The sequence below is a fragment of the Micromonospora sediminimaris genome, assembly GCF_016863575.1.
Taxonomy (GTDB): Bacteria; Actinomycetota; Actinomycetes; order Mycobacteriales; family Micromonosporaceae; genus Micromonospora; species Micromonospora sediminimaris.
In genome coordinates this window covers 19444-44127 of record NZ_BOPD01000044.1, presented here as the reverse complement: position 1 = coordinate 44127, position 24684 = coordinate 19444, and the positions used below count along the sequence as shown (strand labels likewise).

The following is a 24684-nucleotide window of genomic DNA, read 5'->3' as shown; positions in this document are numbered from 1 at the left end:
ACCGATCACCGTCCACGACGCCCGCCGCACCTGCGCCACCCTCCTGGCCGACCTCGACGTCCACCCGCGAGTCGCCATGCAGATCCTCCGGCACGCCCGCTTCGCCGTAACGATCAAGATCTACACGCAGGTCTCATCCAAGGCGACCAGGGACGCCCTCAAACGCCTCGGCGAATCGCTCGACCGGTGATCTACCACCGCCGGCCGCCGCGAACCTGCACTGGGCTCAGCTCTCGTCGGCCTCAGCGGCCGGCAGGTCGAGATAGGCCAGCAACCGCAGTACCCCGGCAAGGTGTTGCAGGTCGTGCCAGAGCACCGGCCCATCACCCGCCGGACGGCGCATCAGCGCACGCAGCTCCGCCAAGTCGTCACTGCTCTGCCCGACGTCGATTCCCGATGCCGGGTCCTCCACCATCCCGAAGGCGGATCGCAGGTCAACGTTCCAGTAGTGGTCGACACCGAGGCGTGACACATCAATCTCCGCACCGAACCGCTTCTGCGCGGCGTCCAGTAACAGCACGCACACCTGCCGGAGTTCCTCGACCCTGAGCATGTGCATCTCTGTCATGTGCACCCCATTCCCGGAGGTAGTGACCGCCGTTGCTGTACTTCGCTGCTGTACGGGCAGCAGAAAGGCCACCTCCCGAATCCCGGAAAGTGGCCTGAGCTGCGTGGGCGATACTGGGATCGAACCAGTGACCTCTTCGGTGTGAAGCGGGACGCTGCACCCACTCTGACCTGCAGAAAAAGAAGCCGCAGGTCGTGGTGGGTGCAGTTGAGTGCCATTCGACGCCGCTGGGCGCGGTTCAGAGCCGTTCAGCGCGCCCGACTGCTCCCACGTTGCTCCCCGATCCCCGGTGGTCGACCGCGTCGTCGGCCGGCCCGTCTTTACGCGTCGCTTCGGCGCGTCTCCCAAGGAACAACGCCGAGACTGACGGGTACTCAACGTGACCGGCGCGCTGAGGTACCACGCGCACCGTCGGTGGCAGAGGTGCTCACCATGTGGCGGTCGTTCGGTCACGGTTCTCGGGCGGGTAGTGCTTGCGGAGGTCGGAGGTCGTCATCCGGTCGAGCATCCGGTCGGGAAGGATGCGGGAGGCCCGGATGAGGAAGGCAGCCGTCGCGCCGATGGTGTAACGGGTGCGGGGCCTGGCGTCGGTCACCGCTTTGGCGATCCTCTTCGCGGCGACGTTGGAGGTCACGCCGGCCTTGGTGAACGCCGCCACGTGGGAGGGTATTGCCTGCATCAGAGTGCCGTAGCGCGCGTTCTGCTCGGGCGTCATCCCGTCGTCGAGGCGGCTGAGGGCGGCCAGGCCGACGCGGGACATCTCGGTTTTGACGCCGCCCGGTTCGACCACCACCACCTGCACACCGTGGGGGGCCAGTTCGTTGCGCAGCGCGTCGCTCATCGCCTCCATCGCGAACTTGCTGGCGGCGTACGGCCCGTAGCCGGCCATCGAGATCTTGCCGTTGAGGGAACTGATGTTGACGACGCGTCCCTTGCCAAGTAGGAGCGCGGGAAGCAGGGCCTGTGTGACGGCGACGTGGCCGAAGAGGTTCACCTCGAAGATGCGCCGCCATTGGCTGAGCGGCATCACTTCGACCGGGCCGGCGCCAGGGACGCCGGCGTTATTGACCAGCGCCCGCAGCGGCTGCGGACCCCGCTCGACACGTGCGGCGAGCGCGGCGACGTGGTCGGGGTCGGTGATGTCGAGGGTCACCGGCTCGATGCGGTCGGCCCGCAGGGGTGTCCGGTCGCTGTCGCGCCGTACGCCGGCGAGGACATGGAAGCCGTGCCGAGCCAGTTCCTGCGCGGTGGCCGCGCCGATGCCGGTCGACGCCCCGGTCACGACCACGAGTTCCCGAGTTTCAGTTGACGATGTCATCTCTTGAGTGTGCAGTAATGAGATGACAGTGTCAACTGGTTCAAGTGACTTAGTCATCACAGGTGGGCTAGAATCCTCCGCGTGATCAGCCGGGCCGAATCAGCTGCTGCCACCCGCCGCGCCCTCCTCGACGCGGCCGCTGAGCTGCTCGATTCCGGTGGCCTCGACGCCGTGACGTTGCGCGCGGTGGGGGCGCGCGCCGGAGTGACCCGCGGAGCGCCCTACCGGCACTTCCTCGACAAGGAGAGCCTGCTGATCGCCGTCGGGACCCGGGCATGGGACACGCTCGGAGACCGCATGCAAGCCCTTCGCGCGGAACCGGGCCTGTCGGCCGCCGAAAAGATCCGCGGCGGCCTCCTTGCGCTCATCGACGTCGGCCGCTTTCAGCCACACCTCTACAAGCTCATGTTCAGCAACCCGCCCGGCGATCCCACCGCACTCGCCCGGGCCGCCCAGCGAAGCCAGACCGAGTTCCTGGCCGTCGTCGCCGACCTGGTGGGCGAGCAGGAGGCCCGACGGTACGCGGCCCTGCTCATCAGCAGCGCGAACGGGATCGCCGGCCTGCAGGCCAGCGGCCAGCTCGCCGACCCGAAGTGGGGAGGCGTCTCCGCCGAAGACCTAACCGACACCCTCGTCGACATGATCGCCGGCAAGGGCCGGCACGCATGACCGGCGACCAGCGGACTCATGACCATTGCCAGAAAGTGGTAGAAACCGCCCGGACGTCATCGGCTCGCCATCGCCGAGTTCATCCCTCAACCGAACTTAACGACCTGCCGCACGGCATGCGCTGATCCGCCAGCGGCATCCACACGCCACGGCCTCCTGCAAGCCGAGTGCAGCAAGTGATTACACCTGCTCATCGGAACGATCCAGGGCACTGACATCGGGCTACTTGTTTCATTGACCTACGACCGTTGCCCGGCGTGAGGGGCGAACCACTGCCCCAACCAGGCGATGAATTCAGCGGAGGCCCGCAGCCTCGTCCGTGATCGGGCACCGTTGCAGGACCTGACGCCGTCGCGACAGCCGGCACGGACTGCCGCCAACGTCACTTCCCTGCGCAAGGCGGCGGGCCTGGGCAAGTCTCCGCTAGATCCAGGCAGGTGACGGGGTCGGTCGTGGTACAGCCGCCGTGGGTGACCGCCTCACCGTCGAGGAATCGCGATGCCGGCAGCGCGCAGCCGCGCTTCGATGAGTGCGGTCAACCGAGCTGTGGTCGGCGCCTCGTCAGCCCGGTGTTCGTTGACCACGTCGTAGCGGGTGGCGGCGTCGGGGCTGGAGAAGAAACCGTCCATGTGTGTCTGCATCACCGCCCGTTCGGTCAGCAGGTTGTCGGCCATCTCAGCTGCGAGCTCGTCGAGGCGCGGGTCGTCGGGCTCCCAGGACAACGCGTCCCAGGTTCGCTTCCACAGCCTCACATACTCGGGATCGTCGAGCCGGCGCTCGAGCTGGGTCACGAAACCGTCGAAGAACGCTGGGGCCAGCGCGCGGGCCAGGACCAGGGCCTCCCGTTGCGAGGCCACGACGTCGGGACCGAAACCCAGCGCGGTCAACCGGTCCAAAAGGGTGCAGGCGCGGTCGGGAAGCAGCGCCCGGTCGCTGTCAGCGAGTCGACGCAGTGTGTCGCGGCGGGCGATAAGCTCCGTGATCCGGTCGGTGAGCCGTCGCTCGACGTCAACCACGGCGGCGGCGAAGCGCTTCGGATCAGCGTCGAGCAGTTCACCGATCTCGGCGAGCGGCACGCCCGCCTCGGCCAAAGTACGGACCTGGACCAACCGGAGCAGGTCGGTGGAGGTGTAGCGGCGGTAACCTGAGGAGTCGCGGCGGGGCTCGTCGAGCAGGCCGAGACGGTGGTAATGCCGCACCGTCTTGACCGTGACACCGGCGAACGCGGCCGCCTTCCCGATCGTGAGCCCTCCGCCCATGGGCTCAGTCCGTCGTGCGGGTGCCGGTAGGCGCGAGTTCACGCACCGCCCTGGCGACGGCAGGAAAGTCCTTGCGCAGGATCGTGCTGTGGTTGCTCGCGACCTTCGCGCTGATCGCGAGATTCGGGTTGCGGGCGAGAATCGGATCGAGTGCGGCGCGTCCCTGTTCCATCTCGTCGCCCTCGTTGCCAAGGCTGGCTCCGGTCGCCAGGACGAACCGCAGCGGGCAGGCGATGCGTTCCAGGACCGGCACGCTGGCGGCGGCGATCTCGTTGAGTTCGATGTTGACCTCGGCGTGCTGGTCCGCGCTCATCCGAGCGCCCATGCCGAACCGACTGGTGATCGGCAACAGCAACCGCACCCGGCGAAACTCCTTGCGGATGCGTTCCCGGCCGGCGACGCCGGTGAGGCCAACCGGGAAGGCGTCCACGGTAACGACGCCGAGAACACGATCCGGGTTCCGGTCGGCCCAGTGCCACGACAGGATTCCGCCGTAGGACCAACCCACCAGCAGCGGCCGGTCGACTCCCCGGGATGCAAGGACGGCGTCCAGATCTCGCAGGCAAGCCTCGAAGGAATAGTCGGCGGAACGCTTCGACCGGCCGCGGGCGCGCTCGTCGTAGGTGATGTGGCGGTATTCACCACCGAGCTCGGCGATGACCCGCCGCCAATGCGACTGGTCGGCGTAGGCGCCGTTCAGGTACACGATGGGCGTGCCCGAGCCGCCGGTGTCGGTGACCGCGAGGGCTGTGTCGTCAACGGGAAGCATGCCCGTCCAGGGCGAACTGGCCATGCGTTGAGCCTATGGATTGACCTTAGGTCAAGGTCAACCGTTGTACGAGGGAGCCGATGCCACATCGACTCTGGCCGCTGGAACGTCGATGAACGTGAGGTGCCGCGACTTACCTCGGTAGTTGCGTCGACGGTTCCCAAGCCTGCGTCGTCGACCGATAGCGGTCGGAAGGACCCCCTCCTCCTGGTCGCCGCAGCCGAACAGCCGAACCCCCATGATCAACGGTGTTCGTAGACGTCCCCGGCGGAGACGTCTACCACTGTGCAGGGCTGCGGGGCGCCACCAGTGCAGAGCTGAATCAGCCGCTCCACGAGCGGCACCTACATCTTCTGACCGAGAAGAACGCCGGGATGTCGCCTACCACCTGCCAAGCCGACTCGGAGACCTGCTGTTCAACTAATTCGACTGAGCTGCCCTCCGCGCTCACCGTGCGGCAGAAGAGGGCGGCGAAATCCGGTAGCCACGGCGCGGGAAGGCTGTCGGCGGCCAGTGAATACTCCCCGTAGGCGGCCATATGTCGCCCCGCTGGTGGCCAGGGATCTCCCCGTGGATGGCCAGATACCTCCCCGCTGACCAGGTCAGAGTGCCGGTCGGCGAGGGTCGACGGCGTGAAGAGCGGCAGGGAGATCGTGGAAATCTTGGAGGCATACGACCTCACGGGTAGTTACCGTGCGGCGGCTGAGTTGGCTGGGTGTGACCATCACACGGTTGCCCGGTATGTGAAGTTGCGGGAGTCCGGGCAAAGTCCCGAGGCGCGGGCGCACCGGGCCCGGCCGATCGATGAGTACGTGGCGAAGATCGAGGAGTTGGTGGCCCGTTCGGGTGGCCGGGTCCGCGCGGATGTGGTGCACCGGCGGATCACCGCGTTGGGCTTCGGCGGTGGTGAGCGCACCACCCGGCGGGCGGTCGCGGAGGTCAAGGCCCGCTTCGCCGCCGGGCAGCGGCGGGTGTTCCGGCCGTGGATCCCGGAGCCGGGCCTGTGGTTGCAGTTCGACTGGGGCGAGGGCCCGCGCATCGGTGGGCGGCGTACCTCGTTGTGGTGCGCGTGGCTGGCCTGGTCGAGGTTCCGGTTGGTGATCCCGACCTTCGACAAGACCCTGCCGACGATCGTGTCCTGTCTGGACACGACGCTGCGAGCACTCGGCGGTGGCGTCCCGACCTCCAATGTGGGACAAGGTCGACAGTGCCTGCAGGTCAGTGGCGGGCAGAAGAATCTCCGCGACGCCCACCGGCCCAAGAACCAACCCGTCCGGGCTTCGGGATTCCCGATCCTGCTCTGACGATCTCGACAGCGATCGCGCGGTCGTCGGCCGCCGGAACCGCGGGCGGGGTGGCCCGCCGGTGCCATCGCCAGCCTGCTCCCAAACTGCTCCCATTTCAAAGGGCGACAGCGGAGAAGCTCGTTACCGACCGTTCCGGCAACGAGCTTCTGACCTGCACATATTAATGGTGGGCGATACTGGGATCGAACCAGTGACCTCTTCGGTGTGAACGAAGCGCTCTCCCGCTGAGCTAATCGCCCTCAGCGCGGATGACTCTACCCGATCCGGCGCGCGGACCGCGAACCCGGGGTCAGTGGGTCGCGAGGTAGTGCAGCACCTGGGCGATCACGTCGATGCCGAGGCTGTACTTGATCGACAGCAGGGCGACGGCGCCGACGAAGACGAGGCCGACCGAGCCGATCACCAGGCGTACGGGCAGTGATTGGCTCTTCACCCAGGCGGTCCAGCCGTGAACGTGGCGGCGGGTGAAGGCGAGCAGGCGCTTGGCCCAGTGGAACTCTACGGCCCAGATGCCGAGGCCGGCGATCACCAGCAGCCAGCCGGGGCCGGGCAACGGGATGAGTGCGATGCCGATGGTGACCACGAGGGCGCCGAGCACCCCGAAAATGATCTTCAGTGCGATTCGGCCGGTGGGGTTGGCTCGGATCAGGGCGAGGGTGGTGGTTATCCGTTGCCGCCACGCTGGCGGGTCGCGTCGCTCGGACACGGCGACACCACCCCCCTTGCGCTGCGCACCACCGGCCATCTCCCCACGATGCCCCTTCCCGGTCGATCTATCCCGACTTCCCCCCGGGTAGCCACGTCCGTTGCGCACTCGGACGGCCGCCGGGCCGCGCTCACCTAACCGACCGCGGTCGATCACTGACCGACCGTGCCGGCTTCTCCGCTTCTTCGGCACCCCGTACCCCCGCTGTTCGGCTGTGCGGACCGCGACGTTCGACGGGTCTCGCCGGCTCGGCGCATCCACTGAGGATGGCGTCCGCGACCATTTCACGCCCCAGTGTGGCGCGGGCCCGTCACTGCAACCGCCGACTGGACGTTACCGGAGTAAGTCGACGACTCAACAAACCCGATGCCGGGCAGGATGAACCCACTGGGCAGAATCGGAAATCCTACATGAACTTTCACGTTCACGAGGCCCTTCCGACCCCCTTCCCACCACTGGGTGAAGTCAGCGCATGGCGGAGCGTAGCCAGGAGTAGCGGCTGAGTATGGGAAAAGCGGGACACGCGCGTTCCGCAGCGGTGCCGGGGGGAGAACGTTCATGAGTGTCATCCGACCGACGACCGTAGAGGTCGAGACGTCGCTAAGGCTCGTCGCACCTGACGCCACCGCCTTGCCGGTGCGCGCCAGTCTGCGCTACGACCCTGCGGACCCGTATGCGGTCCATGTCCTGTTTCATGCCGAATCGGCTGGCGGCGAGGCGGTGAGTTGGTCCTTCGCCCGCGAACTGCTGGTCACCGGCCTGGACGAGCCGGCGGGCATCGGGGACGTACGGGTCTGGCCCTGGGCCACCCCGCGCGGCGACTTCGTCGCGCTGGCGCTGTCGTCGCCGGACGGCAACGCCCTGTTCGAGGTACCCCGCAGCGTGCTGGTGCGCTTCCTGCGGCGGACCTACGTCGTCGTTCCGCGTGGCCGGGAGGCCGAGCACCTGGACGTCGACACCGCGGTGAACCGGCTGCTCGCCGGTCGCTGACAGACCGACAACCGGGGCCGCGCGAATCTGCCGAGTTCGCGCGGCCCCCGCCTACCCACCCGTTACCCCCACACCGCTTCCTCCGCGATCTTGCACTTCTGGTCGATGCATATGCCGCACAAGCCGCATAACAGCGACCGAAAGTGCAAGATCGCGGAACGAAGGGGCGGGAGCGCGAGGAGGCGGGAGCGGTCAGCCGTGGGTGGTCAGGCCGCCGTCTACCGGGATCACCGCGCCGGTGAGGTAGGCGCCGGCTCGGGAGGCGAGGTAGATCGCCGTGCCGGCCATGTCCTCGGGGCGGCCGATGCGGCCGAGCGGGACCTGGGCCTCGATGGCGGACCGGGAGCCGGGGTCGTCGAGCGCGAACGCCATCATCTTGCTCTCGAACGGTCCGGGGGCGATCGCGTTGACGGTGATCTGTTCGCCGGCCAGCTGGTGGGCCAGGCTGCGGGTCAGCATGTGCACCGCCGCCTTGGTCGCCGAGTACGCGTACACCTCCATGAGCGGCACCCGGATGCCGTCGATGGAGCCGATGTTGATCACCCGCGCCGGGTCTTCGGGGCCCGCCGCCGCACGCAGCGCCGGCAGCAGCGCGGTGGTCAGCCGGAAGACGGACTTGACGTTCACCGCCCACAGCTTGTCGAACGCGCTCTCCGGGTAGTCCTCCAACGGCGCGCCCCAGGTTGCACCAGCGTTGTTGACCAGCACGTCCAGCTTGTCGACCCGGTCCTGAACGGCGGCGGCCAGGTGCTGCACGCCCTCGTCGCGGCCCAGGTCGGCGGGGATCGCCTCGCAGCGACCGTGCGTGGACAGCTCCGTGGCCACCGCCTCGCAGACGTCGGCCTTGCGGGAGGAGATGATGACGTGCGCCCCCGCGGCGACAAAGCCCCGGGCGATCATCAGGCCGATGCCGCGGGAGCCGCCGGTGACCAGGACGGTCTTGCCCTCGACGGAGAACAGATCCTTCATGCCATCCCCTTGCGTTCCCGGCCTGGGACAGCCGGTGTCGGGGCCGCCGTCACGGACCGCGCGGGCGCCACGACGACCAGGTCACTACCGATCAGTAACCTAACCGTCCCGCCTTGTCGGGACAACCCTGTGCGCCCGGCGGCACCGCGACCCGCGATACCGGGGTGGCGAGGGATGCGTACGGGCCGGGCTCGGGCTAACGTCGCAGGTGATGGTCCCTTCCGGTCACCCAGTCACGGCGCTGTCCGATGCTGCCGCCAGCCCGGCCGAGATCGACACGATCACCCTCGGTGATCTCGCTCCCGACTCCGGGTGGCGACGACCGGTGCTGCTGGACCGCGAGCTGATCGTGCTGACCACCAGTGGTCACGGGCTCGCCGAGGTGGATTTCCGCGCCCTGCCGTGCCGGCCCGGCACGTTGCTGCGGATCCGTCCCGGCCAGGTGCTGCGCTGCGCCCTGCCCCGGCTGGACGCCACGGTGGTCCGCTGGCATCCGGAGGCGCTGCACGGGCTCGACGTCGATGCCGACGAGGTGCCGATCTGGTTTCAGCTCGCCGGTGAGGACGAGGACGCGATCATCAACGAGGTCAGCCAGTTGACCGTGGACGCCAGCCGGCACCGGGACACCCGGACCGCCCGCAGCCTGTTGCGTCATCAACTGAGCGTGCTGTTGCTGCGGTTGAGCATGTTGCCCTCCGGAGCGGGGCGGACGGCGCGCCCGGAGGAGGAGACCTTCCGGCGGCTGTGCCGCGAGGTGGAGCGGGGTTACCAGGCCAGTCGCCGGGTCGAGGACTACGCCGACCGGCTGGGCTGCTCGGTGCGTACCCTCACCCGGGCCTGCCTGGCGATTACCGGGCGCAGCGCCAAACAGGTGGTGGACGAGCGGGTCGCGCTCCAGGCCAGCCGGCTGCTGGCGGCCACCGACGAGCCGATCGCCCGGATCGGCCGACAGCTCGGCTTCACCGAACCGACGAACTTCGGCCGGTTCTTCACCCGCGAGGTCGGTATGAGCCCGGGCGCGTTCCGGGCCGCCCGCGAGCGGCCCACGCCGGCGCCGATGGTGCGCCCCCGCCCACCCGTCGACGGCCGAATCGACGTCCACCAGGCATGACAGCGCACATGACGCGCCATTGGGCGATCCGACCGGTTCGACGCGCCGCCGGCCGCCGCGCATTGGGCATGATGGCGGGGTGCAGATCTCCGCGCGTGGCGACTACGCGGTACGGGCGACCCTGGGTCTCGCCGCCGCGTACCCGGCGTTGCTGTCCACCCAGGTCATCGCCGAGGAGCAGGACATGCCCCGCAAGTTCCTGGAGGCGGTCCTGGCCGACCTGCGCCGGGCCGGCATCGTCCGGGCCCAGCGCGGCGCGGAAGGCGGCTACACCCTGGCCCGGCCGCCCGGCGAGGTCACCGTCGGCGCGGTGTTGCGCGCCGCGGAGGGCCCGTTGGCCGGCGTACGCGGCCGGCGTCCAGAGGAGACACGGTACGACGGGGTGGCAGCGCACCTGCCCGAGTTCTGGGTCGCGGTCCGGGCGGCACTGCGCCGCGTCGTCGACGAGGTGAGCCTGGCCGACCTGCTCGACGGTCGGCTACCGCCCCACGTCCGCCGCCTGACCACGCTGCCGGACGCCTGGGAACCCCGCTGATGCCCACCCACCCGGGTTGTTCGTCAATCAGTCGAGCGACTGAACTCCACTGCGGATTCGGCCTGGTTTGGCGAATCGACGCAATGGGCATCTTCGAGCCCGTACGGGAAGTCTCGAAGGGAGCCCCACAATGGGTGTGATGTTGCGTAAGCGCAAGAAGTTCGGGCCGCTCATCCTGCACTTCACGCAGAACGGCTTCTCGTCCTGGAGCATCAAGCTCGGTCGCTGGTCCTGGAACTCGCGGGCCAAGGCGCACCGCGTCGACCTGCCGGGGCCGCTGCACTGGAAGCAGGACAAGTCCTGAAGCGCCGACGTTCAGCGGGGCGCCGGCACCCCCGGCGCCCCGACATTGTTTCTGGCCGCACCAACCGTTTCCGCTGACCCGGGCGGGTCGCACCGATGACGTCCCGCCTGGCCGGACAATTTCGACATGAAACAGAAAGCGGACCACCGGTTGACGCGTCGGCGAACCTCGCTGGCCTGCGGGCTGCTCTTCGTGACCTACTTCGTCGTACCGGTGGAGTCCGATCCCGACCCAACCCGGCTCGGCCTGCGCATCGCGCTCACGCTGCTGATTCTCGGCGTGGTGGCCCGGCTGGTCACCGGCCAGGTACGCCGTCAGATCGTCGCCGCCACGCACGCACGCGCGGCACCACCGGTGACACACCTGGTCCTCGCGCTGATTGCCGGTCTGCTCGCCTTCGCCCTGGCCGACTACGTGATCGCCAGGCTCGCGCCGGCCCAGTTCGTCAATCTGGAGACCCGCGTCGACGCGTTGTACTTCGCGCTGGCCACCCTGACCACCATCGGCTACGGCGACGTGCACGCCAACGGGCAGTTCGCCAGGGTGCTGGTCTGTGCGCAGATGGTGTTCAGCATCGGGGTGATCGCCACCGGCTTCTCGCTTGTGGTCAAGCGCCTGACCGCACGGGTGTGACAAGCACGTCGCCGCCGAGCCGGCCGTCCGGCGGGGTCCGGGCCACCTGGCCGGTGTCGAGCAGGTCGTCCAGGGCCCGGACCGCGTCCACCGCCCGGTAGGCGGTCTCCGTCACCGCGTACCGGCGCAGCTCGGTGACCGTGCGCGGGCCGTGCCGGGTCAGCTCGGCCAGCAGGGCACGGCCCAGTGGCGCCGGGTCCACCGGGAGTGCCGGTGACAGCGGCTCGCCGTCCGGGTCACGGAACCGCAACCCGCCCGCCCACAGGGCTTCCTTCAGCTCCTCCAGGCTGCGATCCGAGCCGGTGCCGAAGCCGAGCCGCCGGTCGGCGTCGACCAGCTCGACCTCGGTGGCCAGCGCGAATCCGGCGTCCATCAGCCCCTCTCGCAGGGCGGCCGTCGCCGCCGCGATCACGAACGCCTCGGTGCCCCGCCCGGTCGCGGCGGCGGTGAGCGCCACCGGATCATCCGCCTCCAGGTAGGACAGCACCGGCGCGCCCGCGGCACCGGCCGCCCGCAGGGCCACCGGCAGCCGGGCCGGCGGGCCGGGCATCAGGTGTACGGCGACTTCGGCCGGCAGTCCGGCCTCGGCGGCACCGAGTCGGGCCGGTAGTTCCTCGGTGCCCTCGGCGAGCACGAGGACGGTCAGCCGGCAGCCGCGCAGCCGCGCGGCGTGCTCGCCGGCCAGGCGTACGGTCTGCTCGGCCAGGTTCGGGTCGCTGCCGTCGTACCCGAGGGCGATGGTGGCTCGCCGGGCGCGGCGCAGCGCGGCCGGCAGCCACCTGTCCAGGTGTCGGAGGAACGGCGCGTGCCCTACGGCGTCGGTCGGCATCCTGCCGTTCTACCGCAACCCGTCACGCCGGCCGGCCTGGACGGCGTGTCACACGGGGACCGAGATGCCGACGCCACCCCGGGTGTCTCCGCCGTAACGCTGGATCTCGGCGGTCAGGTTGAGGCGACCGATCCTGGTCCGGGCGGCGAGGGCGGCGTCGTCGAGCCGGTCGGCGGGCACCAGCCAGACCACCTCGAACTCCAGCCCGTCCGGGTCCTGACCGTAGAGGCTCTTGGTGGTGCCGTGGTCGGAGGTGCCGACCAGCGCGCCCGCCTCGGTCAGCCGCCGGGCGGTGGTGGCCAGCTCGTCGAGGGTGTCCACCTCCCAGGCCAGGTGGTAGAGGCCGACGGTGGCCCGGCCGGCGGTCGACCGACCGGTGCCCGCGCCGATCTCGAACAGGCCGAGGTCGTGGTCGTTGGTGGAGCCCGGCGCCTGGAGGAAGGCGGCGCCCCGGAAACCCTCGGGGGTCATCGGTACCCGGCGGAAGCCCAGCACGTCGCGGTAGAAGGCGACGCTGCGGTCGAGGTCGCTGACGTAGAGGACGGCGTGGTTGAGGCGATGGATTCCCATGCGCCAAGGCTAGCCCGCTTTAGTTGAGTGTTCAACTATCACGCTATGATGCTGGTCATGACCCGCTGGCTGGACCCGGACGAACAGCGCACCTGGCGGGCGTTCCTGACCGCCTCCCGGGCGCTCATGGACACGCTCGACCGCGAGTTGCAACGCGACGCCGGGATGCCGCACGCCTACTACGAGATCCTGGTACGGCTCTCCGAGGCGCCCGACCGACGGCTGCGGATGAGCGAGTTGGCCGAGTCCAGCGGCTCCTCGCGCAGTCGTCTGTCGCATGCGGTGGCTCGCCTGGAGGCGGCCGGCTGGGTGCGTCGCGAGGACTGCCCCACCGACCGGCGCGGCCAGATCGCCCACCTCACCGACGAGGGTTTCGCGAAGCTGGCCGCCGCCGCGCCCGGCCACGTCGAGGGGGTACGCCGGCACCTGTTCGACCCTCTCAGCCCGGCACAGGTGGAGCAGTTGCGCCGGATCAGCGAGGTGCTGGCCGAACGTCTGAGGTGAGCGTGACCGGATCCTGACCGAACCACTCCGGCGCGGGTCTTGTACTAAACGTCGCTGAATGAGCACGATGGGGCGTGCCCTCCGGCTTCGGTGAACTGACTGATCAGGCGCACGACCTGGTCTCCGCCGGCGATCTCGCCGGCGCCCAACGGCTGCTCGCCGACGCGCTGACCGGCGCCGACCCGCGCCCGGCCAACGCCACGTCCGAGTTGGCCGAGGCGGCCAGCCTGCACGCGCGGGTGCTGATCGCGCTCGGCGAGCCGCACTCGGCACGGGGTTGGGCCGCCTACGCGTACGCCGCCAGCTCCCGGCTCTACGGCCGCTCCGACCCGCGTACGGTGGCCGCCGCGGCCACCCTGGCGGCGGTGCTGCACCGGGTGGGCAGCTGGTCGCGGGCGGCGCGGCTGTACCAGGAAGTGATTATCGAGCTGACCGCGTCGGACGGACCGGAATCGCTGCGGGTGCTCGCCGCCCACGCCGATCTGGCCACCGTGGAGTACGCCCGGGGTCAGTGCCAGGTCGCCCGCGACCGGCTCCAGGACGCGTGGGAGCTGCACCGGGAGGTCTACGGCGACGGGCACCCGAGCGGGATCAAGATGCTGGCCCGGCTCGGCTCGATGCAGCGCGACTGTGGTCAGTTCGCCGAGGCGCAGGACAATCTGGCCCTGGCCCGGGAACTGGCCCGCCAGCATCTCCCCGCCGACGATCCGCTGGCTGCCCAGGTGGCCACGCTGGCCCGAGCGGCGGCCAATCCGGACCACGTCTGCGCCGACAACCCACCGGTAAGCGTGGAGGAACCGGTCGTGCCGTCCGCCCGTACCCCGGCGGCCGATGACCTCCCACCCACGCCGACCGACACCTGGCCCCCGACGTGGGCGGCGGCCCCGGAGGAACCGCCGTCGGGCCAGCCGGCCGGGACAGCTGCCGCGCCGTCCTGGGCGACGGAGGAGGACGAGCAGCCGTGGCCGGCGGCTCACCACACCGCCCGGGAGGAGCACCCGGCGGAGGGTTACCACCCGAGCCACGGGTACCCGTCGACTGATCCTTCGGCGAGCGGCGCCGCCTCCGCCGTACCCACGCCCCGGCAGCCGGTCGACGGCCCGGCCGGGCCGCCCGAGGACTGGTGGGTCGGGCCGGCGGTCGAGCAGCCCGGTCCGAACCCGTATCCCGAACCGCCGCCACCCCCGGCGGGCGGTGCGGTACCGCCGAACGTGGTCGGGCTGACCGGTACGCCGCAGGCGCCCGGGGTGTACCGGCTGCGCCGGGTCGAGCCGGAACGCCCCGGGCCTCCGTCGCGCCTGCTGCCGGTGCCGGTACGCCGTACCGCCGTACCGGCGTCGGACGCCCGGCCGAACCGGCTGGTGCTGATCGTCGCGGCCGGGGTCGTGGTGGTGCTGCTCGGTGCCGCGGCGGTCATCGCCGGGGTGTCCCGGGTCGGCGGCGGCGATCCGACGCCACCGGCGGCCAGCGGCGACCCGAGCGGCGCGGCGACCCCGGCGGCCACCGCCACGGCCGGTGATGCTCCCCCCGCCTCCCCCGGTGCCCCGCCGACCGGGCTGTCGCTGCGTGACAACCGGGACAGTGTGACGTTGCGGTGGACCTACCCGGCCGGAGCGGAGGGGCCGGTGATCGTTTCGGGCGGCCGGAACGGCCAGCCGCAGAACCCCTTCGCGGATCTGCCCGCCGGCAGCGACAGCTTCGTGGTCTACGGACTCAACCGCAGTCTCGACTACTGCTTCACGGTCGCGGTCGCCTGGTCCACCGACACCGTGGCCCGCTCCGACGAGGTCTGCACCGAGCGCCGCTGACCGTCGGAGCGCGCTATCTTTGGCAGTTCAGGCATAAAAAATGAACGGCTGCGAAAGCCGTTCTGAATGCGAATTCTAGCTAATCGGGAGACGGATTGTCAAGGCACTCCGGCGGTTCGCCGTCCGACGACGAGATCGGCCGCGAGCAGGAGTACGTCTCGATGCTCTACCAGCGCCTCGACGACCTACGTGACCAGGCGGCGACGCGGTTGACCGAGCAACTGCGGTCCACCGGCGGCACGTTGCAGGCCCGCTCACAACGCGACAGCTCGGTACGCATGTACGCCGACCAGGTCGAGCAGTTCTCGGCGGTGGAGAATGGCCTCTGTTTCGGCCGGCTGGACACCGACAGCGACCAGCGCCACTACATCGGTCGAATCGGCATCTTCGACACCGAAGGTGACTACGAGCCGCTGCTGATGGACTGGCGTGCCCCGGCCGCCCGCGCCTTCTACCTCGCCACCGCCGCCAACCCGCAGGGCATCCGGCGACGTCGGCACCTGCGTACCCGGCAACGGAAGGTGGTCGGGCTCAACGACGAGGTGCTCGACCTGGCCACCGCCTCCCCCACCGCTCACGAGGAGGTGACCGGTGAGGCGTCGCTGCTGGCGGCGCTGAACGCCGGCCGGACCGGCCGGATGCGGGACATCGTGCAGACCATCCAGGCCGAGCAGGACCGGATCATCCGGGCCGACCTGCCGGGCGTGCTGGTGGTGCAGGGCGGGCCGGGCACCGGCAAGACCGCGGTGGCGCTGCACCGGGCCGCGTACCTGCTCTACACCCACCGGCGGGAACTGTCGACCAGGGGCGTGCTGCTGGTCGGCCCGAACGTGACGTTCCTGCGGTACATCTCGCAGGTGCTGCCCGCGCTGGCCGAGACGGGCGTGCTGCTGCGTACCCAGGGCGATCTTTTCCCGGGCGTCAGCGCCCACCGGGCCGAGCCGGCCACCACCGCCGCCCTGAAGGGCCGCCTGACGATGGTGGAGGTGCTGGCCAACGCCGTACGCGATCGGCAGCGGGTGCCCGACGAGCCGATGGAGATCGAACTGCCGCAGCGGGAGGTCCTGGTCCTGGACCCGGCCACCGTGCACGCGGCGCGTGACCGGGCCCGGCGCAGCGGCCGGCCGCACAACCTGGCCCGCGCGGTCTTCGACATCGAGGTCATCCACGCACTCGCCGACCAGGTGGCCGAACGCATCGGCGCCGACCCGCTGGGTGGGGAGAACCTGCTCGAAGAGGCCGACCGCGCCGAGATCCGCCGGGAGCTGCGCGAGGAGCCGGAGGTCCGGGCGGCCCTGGACGAGCTGTGGCCGGTGCTCACGCCGCAACGCCTGCTCGCCGACCTGTACGCGGCACCCGAGCGCATCGACACCGCCGCGCCCATGCTCACCGCTGCGGAGCGGGCCGCGTTGCACCGCGAGCCGGGCGGCTGGACACCGGCGGACGTACCCCTGCTGGACGAGGCGGCGGAGCTGCTCGGCGAGGACGACCGGGCCGCCGCCGCCCGCCGGGACCGGATCCGGGCCCTGCAACGCGAGTACGCCGAGGGTGTGCTGGAGATCGCCCGGGGTTCCCGCTCGATCGACGTGGAGGACGAGGCCGAGGGCGGCGAGATCCTCGGCGTGACCGACCTGCTGGACGCCGACCGGCTGCTGGAACGGCAGGAGGAGGCGGACCGGCTCACCACCGCCCAGCGGGCGGCGGCCGACCGAGGCTGGGCGTTCGGCCACGTCATCGTCGACGAGGCACAGGAGTTGTCCCCGATGGCGTGGCGGCTGCTGATGCGCCGCTGCCCGAGCCGTTCGATGACCATCGTGGGTGACGTGGCGCAGACCGGTGCGCTGGCCGGCACACCGTCGTGGGCGGAGGCGCTGGCCCCGTACGTGGCGGACCGGTGGCGGCTGACCGAGCTGACCGTCAGCTACCGCACCCCGGCCGAGATCATGGAGGTGGCTGCAGAGGTACTGGCCGAGATCGATCCGACGCTGCGCCCGCCCCGCGCCGTACGCTCCAGCGGCTTCGCGCCGCAACAGCGGGCGGTGCCGGCGGAGTCGCTCGGCGCGGAGCTGGTGGCGGTCGCCACCGCCGAGGCAGCCGGGCTGACCGACGGGCGGCTCGGGGTGATCGTCCCGGCCGGCCGGCTCGACGACCTCGGTACCGCCCTAACGGCGGCACTGCCCGAGGCGGCCGTCGGTGAGCAACCGGAGCTGGAGAGCCGGGTGGTGGTGCTGACCGTCGCCGAGGCCAAGGGCCTGGAATTCGACTCGGTCATCGTGGCCGACCCCGACCGCATCATCGCCGAGTCCCCCCGAGGCCCCAGCGACCTCTACGTAGCCCTCACCCGAGCCACCCAACGCCTAACCACCCTCACCCCCACCCCTACCCCCACCCCCGCCCTCCCGCCCACCCCCACCCTCCCGCCCACCCGTGCCCACCCGCGTTGATCAAGAAGTTTTGGTCGATGTTGATCTCAAGATCCGACCAAAACTTCTTGATCAACCGGGGCTGGGGTGGGGTTGGGGTGGGGTTGGGGTTGGGTGAGTGGGTGGGTGGTTATTCGAAGTTGCCCTGGTGGGTGGTGGGGGTGGAGTTGTCGCTTGTTGGGCCGGCGGGTGGGGTGGTCAGGCCGCCGGTGGTGGCGTCGCCGGTGGTGGTTGGGGCGACCTTGCCGCGATGGCGCTCCGGTTGGCGGGCCACCCGACGGGCGCTGGCCGGGCCGGCGGTGCCGCCGGTCGTGGTGATCGCGCCCTGGCCGCGTGTCGGGCCGCCGTCGCGCAGCACGTTCGGGTCGATCGGCACGTCCGCCGGGTCGTCCGGGTCGTCGCGCTGCAACTGGCTCTCCACATCGGTCGGCGGCACGGTCACCTCGTCCAGGGCACCCTCGCCGTACACGCCGCCGGCGATCCGCTCCTCGGCCCGGCGGGCGGCGTCCTGTCGCATCTCGTCCTCACGCACGATCCATCACCTCGCAGAAGGGTCGGTCTCGGTGCGTGCCCGGTGACCGGCGCGGCAAACCCGCACCGCCGGTTCACCGGGTCGTCGCACGGCGCTTGCCTGCCCGCCGCGCCGACTGCCGATGCTGTGCATCGGATTCGGCGGGAGATCCCCGCAGGAGGGAGAGGACAGCGTGCGCATCGTACGCCGTACCGCCGTCGTGGCCCTGGCCGCGACGATCGTGACGACCATGCTGGCGGCGCCTGCCGCGGCACATCCGCGACCAGAACGGGACTTCGACCTACAGGCCCACCGGGGCGGACTCGGGCTGCGGGTGGAGAGCAGCCTCGCGTCGTTCGGCAACGCCCTTCAGCTCGGGGTGAGCACCCTCGAACTGGACGTGCAGATCACCGAGGACGGACGGGCCGTGGTCACCCACGACCGGCGGGTCAGCGCCGCGAAGTGCACCGACACCGCCCCGGTCGTACCCGGTGACCCAGAGTTCCCGTACGTCGGGAAGTACGTCAACACGTTGACCCTGGCACAGGTGCGCACCCTCGACTGCGGCTCACGTACGCTGCCGGACCGGCCCGGCCAACTCGCCGTGCCCGACGCTCGGATGCCGCTGCTGAGTGAGGTCTTCGACCTGGTAAAGCGGTACCGGGCGGACGACGTGACGCTCAACATCGAGACCAAGGTGGAGGCGGGAGCGCCGAACGAGACCGCGCCACGGGAACAGTTCGTCCAGGTCACCGCGAAGGAGATCCGGGCCGCAGGGCTGCTGCGGCAGGTGACCATCCAGAGCTTCGACTGGGGCGCGCTCAAGCGGATGCGTCAGGTCGAACCGCGCCTGCCGCTGGTGGCGCTCACCAACTACGACTTCCTCCAGGTCGGGCAGCCGGGCGCCTCGCCGTGGCTGGGTGGGCTGGACATCGACGACTTCGGCGGCGACCCGATCCGGGCGATCCGCAGCCTGGGCGTCACCGCGTTCTCACCGGTGCACGGCTTCCCGCAGAACGGCACCGTCACCGACCCCGGCTACCGGCCGTACGTGACCCGGGAACTGGTGACCCACGCGCACCGTAACGGCATCCGGGTGATCCCGTGGACGGTGAACGACGTGCCGACCATGGCCAAGCTGATCGACGACGGGGTGGACGGCATCATCACCGACTACCCGGACCGGCTGCGTACGCTGCTCGCGCAGCGCGGCTACCGGCTGCCCCGGGCGTACGCGTCGCCGTTCGACATCCAGGCGCACCGCGGCGGTCGGGCGACCCGGCCCGAGAACACCCTGCCCGCCTTCGCCAACGCGCTGGCCAACCCGGCGATCTCCACCCTGGAACTGGACACCGGCGTGACCTCCGACGGCCGGCTGGTCGTGCTGCACGACCGCACCGTCAACGGCTCGCACTGTCTCGACACCGCACCGGTACGGCCCCGCGACCCGCAGTTCCCGTACGTGGGAAAGCTGGTGCACCGGCTGAGTCTCGCGCAGCTCAAGACCCTCGACTGTGGTACGAAGACGACCGCCGAACTGCCCGACCAGGTGCCCGTCCCGGGTGCCCGGATCCCCACCCTGGAGGAGGTCTTCGCGCTGCTGAAGGCCAGCGGCCGGACGGACATCCGGTTCAACATCGAGACGAAGATCAGCCCGTTGGTGGACGACACCGAGCCGTACCGTAGCTTCACCCGCAAGCTGGTCACCGCCGTGCAGCGCGCCGGCCTCACCAGCCGGGTCACCGTCCAGTCCTTCGACTGGCGCACCATCACCTACGCCCGTCGCCTGGACCGGCGGATCGAGACGGTCGCCCTGGTCTGGCAGTACGGGCCGGCGGAGTGTGCCGGGCTGGCAGATGAGTGCTCGCTGCGGGCGGTGTACGGCGACCCGTCGGTCAAGAGCCCGTGGACCGCCGGGCTGGACTGGTGGAAGTACCGGGACCTGGGCAAGCTCACCCGGGCTGCCGGCGCTGCCACGGTGTCGGCGAACTGGCAGGTGCACGACCCGGCACAGGGTTCCGTCAGCCACCCGGACTGGTACCTGCGGCAGAACCCGACGTACTTCCACGGACCGGACGTACGCACCCTCCAGGCCCGGTACGGCCTCAAGGTGATCCCGTACACCGTCAACGACGCCGCGGTGATGCAGCGGGTGATCGACCTCGGGGTCGACGGCATCATCACCGACGACCCGGATCTGCTGGTCGGCGTGGCCATCCGCAACGGCCTGCGGTGAGCCTGAGCGCGGGCGACGCGGCAGCCCGGCGTCGCCCGCGCGAACGGCGGTAATCGCGGAACGGGCGGGCGTTACTGCCCCCGTCGGCGGGGGTAGACGTGGGGTGCCCCCGCCAAGTGCGCGAACCGTGCCGTGGCCGACACGCGGTAGCGGGGCGAGGGTCGCAGGTTACGACTCATCAATCCTGAGGAGGACAGATGAGCACGCAGGCTGCATCTACCAGGCCGATGAACCGCCCGGCGCAGGACGTGCAGAACCGGGCAGCCATGCAGGAGGCACCGACCCGTCAGATGCCGATGATGCACGACGGGCACCGGGAGCCGATGCCGGCACCGGGTACGGAGACGAAGCAGGCGTTCCTGACCACCGAGTTCTGGATCTACGCCGCTGCCGTAACCACCGTGGTCATCGCCGCCTTCTGGCGTGGCACCAGCGCGTACGGGCTGAACCTGAACAACCCGGGCCAGGCGTGGTTCTTCATCACCCTGCTGACCCTCGGCTACCTGGGCAGCCGTGGTCTGGCCAAGGCCGGTAGCGCGAAGCGTTCCGGTGAGGAGCGCAAGCGGGGGCGGTGACCCCCGCACCGGCGAGGCCGCGACCGGCCCGCGTACGCACGGTGGCCCTTCGGGAGAGATCCCGAAGGGCCACCGTCTCGTCGTGCCTAGAACTCCTCGAAACCGCCGAAGTCGCCGCCACCGAAGTCGCCACCGAAGTCACCGGCGGCCTCGGACACCTCGTCCTCGGCACCCTCGAACGCGTTACCGATCATGTGGCCGGCGAGCATGCCACCGGCGGCACCCAACGCAGCGCCGGCCACCACCCCGCCCATGCCGACGCCGCCCCGCTGATGCGGGTGGCCGAACTTCTGCGCGCCGCCGTAGCCCTGCGGGCCGAACGCCTGGGCACGCATGGCACCGAAGCGGCCGATGGTCTCCTGTAACCAGCCGTCGACCACCTGCACCCAGTCGGAGCGCTCCGCGTCGGTGTGCGCCACCTGGTAGCGGCCGAAGACGTCGTGGCCGGGTGCCAGGAAGCCGCCGCGCTTGTCGCACTCCAGCACCACGTCGACGCCGTGCGGGTTGGTCACGAAGGTCAGTTCGAGTTCGTTGATGGTCTGCGCGTACTGCGGCCCGGCGAAGAACTCGATCTCCTGGTAGAACGGCAGGGTCTGCTGCACCCCGTGGATCAGGCCGCGCTCCAGGTCGGCCTTCTTGAACCGGAAGCCGAGCTGGAGGAACGCCTCCAGGATGCGCTCCTGCACCGGCAGCGGGTGCACGTTGATCTCGTCCAGGTCGCCCTTGTCGACCGCGCGGGCGATCGCCAGTTCGGTACGCAGCCCCAGCGACATGCCGTGCAGCCGCTGACCGTAGACCGCGGTGATCGGCGTCTCCCAGGGAAGCGGAAGCTGGAACGGGATGGACAGCGTCTGCTTCGGCGCGAGTTGCAGCGGCCCACTGACCACCTGGCGGTGGAACTCCATCACGCCGGCCTGCTCACCGATCTCGACCCGGGTGACCAGACCGATGGCGATGTGTTCGATGTCCGCCGCGGCGTCCCCACCGAGCAGGTTGACCTGACCGTCGAGTGCCAGTCCGGGCCGGGTGTTCGGGTTGGCCAGGACGGTGTCCACACTGGGACCGCCCACGCCCAACGCGCTCAGCATCTTCTTGAAGACCATCGGTACTCCTGCGGGGTCTGGTGCCCGAACTCCACATTGGGAGCGGACGCGGACCAGCGCACCCTATCGAGCGGGCCTGTGAGGTCGCTGAAAACAAGCCGATGTGGTACGGATTCGTGCCGTCTCGCCGGGTCGTACGACGCCGGAACCCTGGGGCCCCTGGCACCGGCGCACCGAGACGGCCCGACAAGCAGAGATGGCCGGGCCCATGCGGGCCCGGCCATCGACGGTGCGATGTCAGCTTGCGGTGCAGGCCACCGCAGGGGCCGAGTTGGTGCCGTTCCAGCTGCCGAGGAAGCCGAAGGTGGTGCTGGCCCCGGCGCCGAGGCGGCCGTTGTAGGAGACGTTGCGGGCGGTCACGGTGGAACCGCTGCTGGTGACAGTGGCGTTCCAGGACTGGGTCACCGTCTGGCCGTTGGCGTACGTCCAGCGCACCGTCCAGCCGTTGATGGCGCTGGCGCCGGCGGTTACCCGCACCTCACCCTGGAAGCCGCCCTGCCACTGTCCGCTGATCGAGTAGGTCGCCGTGCAACCGGCGCTCGGCGGCGGAGTCGACGGGGGCGGCGTCGAGGGCGGCGGAGTCGAGGGCGGCGGGGTGGACGGCGGCGGAGTCGACGGCGGCGGAGTCGACGGCGGCGGCGTGGTCGGCGGGGTCGAGTCGTAGACGCTGGCCTGCCGCGCGGTCTGCCGGATGCCGTTGGTGCCGTTGAACAACCGCTCACCCCAGCTGGTCAGCTGGTTCGGGTTGAAGTTGGTGGCCATGTCGAGGTACTCCACGCCACCGCTGTTGCCGCTCCACGACCAGCCCAGCCAGCCGATGCCGTTGGCCTGGGTGTAGGAGAGGATGGCGTCCTCGTCGGGGTTGCCGTCGGAGTGGTTGTGCCCGAACTCGCCCACCACGATGGGCAGGCCACGGCTGCGGAACCGACCCAGGTAGTCGCTGATCTCCGCGGCGGTGTCGAAGACGCCGTACATGTGGACCGAGAAGACCGTGTTGCCGGCCGGGTCGGCGCTGAAGACCGTGGGGGCGTTGTCCCGCATGGTGAAGGACCAGTCCTGCCCCCAGTTCGGGGCGTCCACCATGATGGTGTGCGTGAGGCCGCCGTCGCGCAGCCGACGGATCGCGTTGGCGGTGTCGGTGGCGTACGACGAGTAGTTCTGGTTGCCGTACGGCTCGTTGCCGATGTTGACGATCACGTACGCTTCCTGGCCGTTCAGCGCGCTGGAGATGCTGAGCCAGTAGTCGACCGCACGGTCCAGGGTGATCGCGCCGCTCTGCTCGCCGTACCCGGTGGTGTCGTGCACCTCCAGTACGCAGATCAGCCGGTTGGCCTTGCAGAGCTGGATCACGTTGGACACGTCGCTGGCGCTGTTCCGGGTCCACCGGTCGCCGCTGGAGAGCACGACCCGAACCGAGTTGGCGCCGAGAGCCTTGACGTCGGCGAAGGAGCTGGTCTGGTTCGGGTACCAGGTGTGCGCGTGGTTGACCCCACGCATGATGAACTCGTTGCCGTTGGCGTCGTAGAGCCGCCCGTTGCTGACCGTGAAGCCGGCGGCGGCGTGCGCCGAAGGTCCGAAGGCGAAGACTGCGGCGACGGTCGCCAGCAGGACGGCGCCGACGGCCGCGAACAGTTTTCTCATGCATTCCTCGCAGGAGGTGTCTCCCCCGTGCCCAGGGGGTGCGGTGAGTGACAGGTGAGCGGCTGCAGCCCGACAGCCGCGTTCAGACCCGGCGAGGCATCAGCGTATGCCGATGGGTTAGCGAAAGCAACCGGTTCAGTACGCCGGCTGCCCGTGACGACCCAGGAGACACCGAGTCGTCACGGGGGCGGACATCCCCACCACAGGATGCACACCACGCCGGCATCTGAACCGGTTCAGACAACGGTAGGCACGGGCCGGTGCACCGTCAAGCGTCGAGCAGGGTTGACCGATCCGGCCCGGGGTATCCGGAATGACCCGCCCCGGCCGGAAGGAGACGTCAATGGTCAGCATCGGCTACACCCTGATGTGCGAGCAGGCAGGTCCGAAGGAACTCGTCGACCATGCCGTGCGGGCCGAGGCGGCCGGCTTCGACCACCTCGTCATGTCCGACCACTACTACCCCTGGCTGGAGTCGCAGGGGCACTCCCCGTACGCCTGGTCGGTGCTGGGCGCGGTCGCGCACGCCACCTCCCGCGCGGCGCTGATGTCCTTCGTGACCTGCCCGATCCGCCGTTACCACCCGGCGGTGGTGGCGCAGAAGGCGTCGACGCTGGGAGTGCTCTCCGACGGGCGGTTCACCCTCGGCCTCGGCGCCGGGGAGAACCTCAACGAGCACGTGGTGGGCGGCTGGCCGCACGTCCAGCAGCGGCACGAGATGTTCGAGGAGGCGTTGCAGATCATCCGTCCGCTGCTGAACGGGGAGACGTTGACCTTCTCCGGCAACCACTTCGAGGTGCCGGACGCCTACGTCTGGGACCGGCCCGACACGCCGGTGCCGATGGCGGTGGCCGCCTCCGGCCGACAGTCGGCAACCCTGGCCGCCGAGTACGCCGACGGCATGATCGCCACCGATCCGGAGCCGCACCTGGTAGAGATGTACGAGCAGGCAGGCGGGGCTGGACGTCCGCGGTACGGGCAGGTGGCCATCTGCTACGGCCCCGACGAGGCCGAGTGCCGCAAGATCGCCCACGACCAGTTCCGCTGGTTCGGCCTGGGCTGGAAGGTCAACAGCGACCTGCCCGACACCGACTCCTTCGAGGCGGCCACCCGCAGCGTGCGTGAGGAGGACGTGGCGGCCGGGCTCTCCTGCGGCCCCGACGTGGACAAGCACGTGGCGGCGTTCAAGAAGTTCGTCGACGCCGGCTTCACCCACGTGGCACTGGTTCAGGTCGGCGGCGACACCCAACCGATGTTCCTGGACTGGGCGCAGGAACAGCTGCTCCCCCGACTGCGTGACCTCTGAGCAGGAAGGTGTGACAGTCGATGCGTATCGGCAACACGGA

General features: G+C 70.0%; 23 protein-coding genes, 1 tRNA gene and 2 pseudogenes. 14 read left to right on the top strand and 12 right to left on the bottom strand.

All coding sequences use genetic code 11. The features are described from left to right. A pseudogene (locus Vse01_RS26805) lies at positions 1 to 190 on the top strand (site-specific integrase); the annotation flags it as partial. Positions 191 to 226: 36 nt separating this feature from the next. On the opposite strand, the gene Vse01_RS26800 reads toward Vse01_RS26805, so the two are convergent. After that, positions 227 to 568 carry a hypothetical protein gene (locus Vse01_RS26800; RefSeq protein ID WP_170863369.1) on the bottom strand — a complete coding sequence of 114 codons (342 nt, stop codon included), beginning with the start codon at positions 566 to 568 and terminating at the stop codon, positions 227 to 229. A gap of 427 nt (positions 569 to 995) precedes the next feature. Next, entirely contained in the window at positions 996 to 1856 is an 861-nt protein-coding gene (locus Vse01_RS26795) for an SDR family oxidoreductase (RefSeq protein WP_198413152.1), read from the bottom strand. Positions 1857 to 1967: 111 nt separating this feature from the next. Between Vse01_RS26795 and Vse01_RS26790 the strand changes: the two genes are divergently transcribed. Next, positions 1968 to 2555 (top strand): TetR/AcrR family transcriptional regulator, encoded by a 588-nt coding sequence (locus Vse01_RS26790; protein WP_093402934.1) that lies wholly within the window; start codon positions 1968 to 1970, stop codon positions 2553 to 2555. A 479-nt stretch (positions 2556 to 3034) separates the two neighbouring features. On the opposite strand, the gene Vse01_RS26785 is transcribed toward Vse01_RS26790, so the two are convergent. Further along, positions 3035 to 3814, bottom strand: coding sequence for a MerR family transcriptional regulator (locus Vse01_RS26785; RefSeq protein ID WP_093402933.1), 780 nt, complete (start codon positions 3812 to 3814; stop codon positions 3035 to 3037). Positions 3815 to 3818: 4 nt separating this feature from the next. After that, positions 3819 to 4607 carry an alpha/beta fold hydrolase gene (locus Vse01_RS26780; RefSeq protein WP_198413151.1) on the bottom strand — a complete coding sequence of 263 codons (789 nt, stop codon included), beginning with the start codon at positions 4605 to 4607 and terminating at the stop codon, positions 3819 to 3821. A gap of 608 nt (positions 4608 to 5215) precedes the next feature. On the opposite strand from Vse01_RS26780, the pseudogene Vse01_RS26775 reads away from it, so the two are divergent. Beyond that, positions 5216 to 5755: pseudogene (locus Vse01_RS26775) on the top strand (transposase); the annotation flags it as partial. A 299-nt stretch (positions 5756 to 6054) separates the two neighbouring features. On the opposite strand, the gene Vse01_RS26770 reads toward Vse01_RS26775, so the two are convergent. Both Vse01_RS26770 and Vse01_RS26765 read right to left on the bottom strand, forming a co-directional pair. Beyond that, a tRNA-Val gene (locus tag Vse01_RS26770) sits at positions 6055 to 6129 on the bottom strand. Positions 6130 to 6179: 50 nt separating this feature from the next. Continuing rightward, entirely contained in the window at positions 6180 to 6857 is a 678-nt protein-coding gene (locus Vse01_RS26765) for a TIGR02611 family protein (RefSeq protein WP_170863368.1), read from the bottom strand. A 297-nt stretch (positions 6858 to 7154) separates the two neighbouring features. Here Vse01_RS26765 and Vse01_RS26760 point away from each other — a divergent pair, with 297 nt between their 5' ends. Next, positions 7155 to 7586 carry an SsgA family sporulation/cell division regulator gene (locus Vse01_RS26760; protein ID WP_007457244.1) on the top strand — a complete coding sequence of 144 codons (432 nt, stop codon included), beginning with the start codon at positions 7155 to 7157 and terminating at the stop codon, positions 7584 to 7586. 192 nt (positions 7587 to 7778) lie between these two features. Here Vse01_RS26760 and Vse01_RS26755 read toward each other — a convergent pair whose 3' ends face one another. Continuing rightward, positions 7779 to 8555 (bottom strand): glucose 1-dehydrogenase, encoded by a 777-nt coding sequence (locus tag Vse01_RS26755; RefSeq protein WP_093402928.1) that lies wholly within the window; start codon positions 8553 to 8555, stop codon positions 7779 to 7781. Positions 8556 to 8766: 211 nt separating this feature from the next. Between Vse01_RS26755 and Vse01_RS26750 the strand changes: the two genes are divergently transcribed. The 4 genes from Vse01_RS26750 (at position 8767) to Vse01_RS26735 (ending at position 11138) form a co-directional block, all read left to right on the top strand. Next, positions 8767 to 9666, top strand: coding sequence for a helix-turn-helix transcriptional regulator (locus tag Vse01_RS26750; RefSeq protein WP_093402927.1), 900 nt, complete (start codon positions 8767 to 8769; stop codon positions 9664 to 9666). Positions 9667 to 9745: 79 nt separating this feature from the next. Beyond that, on the top strand, positions 9746 to 10201 hold the full coding sequence (locus Vse01_RS26745; protein WP_093402925.1) for an RrF2 family transcriptional regulator: 456 nt from the start codon (positions 9746 to 9748) through the stop codon (positions 10199 to 10201). Between the two features lie 130 nt (positions 10202 to 10331). Further along, positions 10332 to 10505: a DUF4236 domain-containing protein gene (locus tag Vse01_RS26740; protein WP_093402924.1), complete on the top strand. Its 174-nt coding sequence runs from the start codon at positions 10332 to 10334 to the stop codon at positions 10503 to 10505. Positions 10506 to 10631: 126 nt separating this feature from the next. Continuing rightward, on the top strand, positions 10632 to 11138 hold the full coding sequence (locus Vse01_RS26735; RefSeq protein ID WP_093402922.1) for a potassium channel family protein: 507 nt from the start codon (positions 10632 to 10634) through the stop codon (positions 11136 to 11138). Here Vse01_RS26735 and Vse01_RS26730 read toward each other — a convergent pair. Both Vse01_RS26730 and Vse01_RS26725 read right to left on the bottom strand, forming a co-directional pair. Then, a complete protein-coding gene (locus Vse01_RS26730) occupies positions 11113 to 11967 on the bottom strand; it encodes a hypothetical protein (RefSeq protein ID WP_093402921.1) in 855 nt (284 codons plus the stop codon). The genes Vse01_RS26735 and Vse01_RS26730 overlap by 26 nt on opposite strands. Positions 11968 to 12015: 48 nt before the next feature. Next, positions 12016 to 12537: a VOC family protein gene (locus tag Vse01_RS26725; protein ID WP_093402920.1), complete on the bottom strand. Its 522-nt coding sequence runs from the start codon at positions 12535 to 12537 to the stop codon at positions 12016 to 12018. A 48-nt stretch (positions 12538 to 12585) separates the two neighbouring features. Between Vse01_RS26725 and Vse01_RS26720 the strand changes: the two genes are divergently transcribed. The 3 genes from Vse01_RS26720 (at position 12586) to Vse01_RS26710 (ending at position 17293) form a co-directional block, all read left to right on the top strand. Continuing rightward, the gene (locus tag Vse01_RS26720) at positions 12586 to 13041 is read left to right on the top strand and encodes a MarR family winged helix-turn-helix transcriptional regulator (RefSeq protein ID WP_093403199.1); all 456 of its coding nucleotides are present in this window, start codon (positions 12586 to 12588) and stop codon (positions 13039 to 13041) included. A gap of 74 nt (positions 13042 to 13115) precedes the next feature. Further along, complete coding sequence (locus Vse01_RS26715) at positions 13116 to 14849, top strand: tetratricopeptide repeat protein (protein ID WP_093402918.1); 1734 nt, start codon at positions 13116 to 13118, stop codon at positions 14847 to 14849. Positions 14850 to 14944: 95 nt separating this feature from the next. Then, complete coding sequence (locus tag Vse01_RS26710) at positions 14945 to 17293, top strand: HelD family protein (RefSeq protein ID WP_507762956.1); 2349 nt, start codon at positions 14945 to 14947, stop codon at positions 17291 to 17293. A gap of 109 nt (positions 17294 to 17402) precedes the next feature. Here the strand turns inward: Vse01_RS26710 and Vse01_RS26705 are convergent, their stop codons facing one another. Next, positions 17403 to 17804: a hypothetical protein gene (locus Vse01_RS26705; protein WP_093402917.1), complete on the bottom strand. Its 402-nt coding sequence runs from the start codon at positions 17802 to 17804 to the stop codon at positions 17403 to 17405. Positions 17805 to 17976: 172 nt separating this feature from the next. Here Vse01_RS26705 and Vse01_RS29510 point away from each other — a divergent pair, with 172 nt between their 5' ends. Then, on the top strand, positions 17977 to 20019 hold the full coding sequence (locus Vse01_RS29510; protein ID WP_232511151.1) for a glycerophosphodiester phosphodiesterase family protein: 2043 nt from the start codon (positions 17977 to 17979) through the stop codon (positions 20017 to 20019). A gap of 197 nt (positions 20020 to 20216) precedes the next feature. Further along, complete coding sequence (locus Vse01_RS26690) at positions 20217 to 20594, top strand: hypothetical protein (protein WP_093402914.1); 378 nt, start codon at positions 20217 to 20219, stop codon at positions 20592 to 20594. 86 nt (positions 20595 to 20680) lie between these two features. On the opposite strand, the gene Vse01_RS26685 is transcribed toward Vse01_RS26690, so the two are convergent. Both Vse01_RS26685 and Vse01_RS26680 read right to left on the bottom strand, forming a co-directional pair. Then, positions 20681 to 21697, bottom strand: coding sequence for a sporulation protein (locus tag Vse01_RS26685; protein WP_093402913.1), 1017 nt, complete (start codon positions 21695 to 21697; stop codon positions 20681 to 20683). Between the two features lie 237 nt (positions 21698 to 21934). Next, positions 21935 to 23338 carry a cellulase family glycosylhydrolase gene (locus tag Vse01_RS26680; RefSeq protein WP_093402912.1) on the bottom strand — a complete coding sequence of 468 codons (1404 nt, stop codon included), beginning with the start codon at positions 23336 to 23338 and terminating at the stop codon, positions 21935 to 21937. Between the two features lie 343 nt (positions 23339 to 23681). On the opposite strand from Vse01_RS26680, the gene Vse01_RS26675 reads away from it, so the two are divergent. Continuing rightward, positions 23682 to 24644, top strand: coding sequence for a TIGR03557 family F420-dependent LLM class oxidoreductase (locus tag Vse01_RS26675; RefSeq protein WP_093402911.1), 963 nt, complete (start codon positions 23682 to 23684; stop codon positions 24642 to 24644). Positions 24645 to 24684: the final 40 nt, after the last annotated feature.

Coding starts and splice junctions, on each gene's coding strand:
- Vse01_RS26800 (WP_170863369.1), bottom strand. CDS start 568: ATGACAGAGATGCACATGCTCAGGGTCGAGGAACTCCGGCAGGTGTGC.
- Vse01_RS26785 (WP_093402933.1), bottom strand. CDS start 3,814: ATGGGCGGAGGGCTCACGATCGGGAAGGCGGCCGCGTTCGCCGGTGTC.
- Vse01_RS26780 (WP_198413151.1), bottom strand. CDS start 4,607: ATGGCCAGTTCGCCCTGGACGGGCATGCTTCCCGTTGACGACACAGCC.
- Vse01_RS26760 (WP_007457244.1), top strand. CDS start 7,155: ATGAGTGTCATCCGACCGACGACCGTAGAGGTCGAGACGTCGCTAAGG.
- Vse01_RS26755 (WP_093402928.1), bottom strand. CDS start 8,555: ATGAAGGATCTGTTCTCCGTCGAGGGCAAGACCGTCCTGGTCACCGGC.
- Vse01_RS26750 (WP_093402927.1), top strand. CDS start 8,767: ATGGTCCCTTCCGGTCACCCAGTCACGGCGCTGTCCGATGCTGCCGCC.
- Vse01_RS26740 (WP_093402924.1), top strand. CDS start 10,332: ATGGGTGTGATGTTGCGTAAGCGCAAGAAGTTCGGGCCGCTCATCCTG.
- Vse01_RS26735 (WP_093402922.1), top strand. CDS start 10,632: ATGAAACAGAAAGCGGACCACCGGTTGACGCGTCGGCGAACCTCGCTG.
- Vse01_RS26730 (WP_093402921.1), bottom strand. CDS start 11,967: ATGCCGACCGACGCCGTAGGGCACGCGCCGTTCCTCCGACACCTGGAC.
- Vse01_RS26725 (WP_093402920.1), bottom strand. CDS start 12,537: ATGGGAATCCATCGCCTCAACCACGCCGTCCTCTACGTCAGCGACCTC.
- Vse01_RS26720 (WP_093403199.1), top strand. CDS start 12,586: ATGCTGGTCATGACCCGCTGGCTGGACCCGGACGAACAGCGCACCTGG.
- Vse01_RS26690 (WP_093402914.1), top strand. CDS start 20,217: ATGAGCACGCAGGCTGCATCTACCAGGCCGATGAACCGCCCGGCGCAG.
- Vse01_RS26685 (WP_093402913.1), bottom strand. CDS start 21,697: ATGGTCTTCAAGAAGATGCTGAGCGCGTTGGGCGTGGGCGGTCCCAGT.
- Vse01_RS26680 (WP_093402912.1), bottom strand. CDS start 23,338: ATGAGAAAACTGTTCGCGGCCGTCGGCGCCGTCCTGCTGGCGACCGTC.
- Vse01_RS26675 (WP_093402911.1), top strand. CDS start 23,682: ATGGTCAGCATCGGCTACACCCTGATGTGCGAGCAGGCAGGTCCGAAG.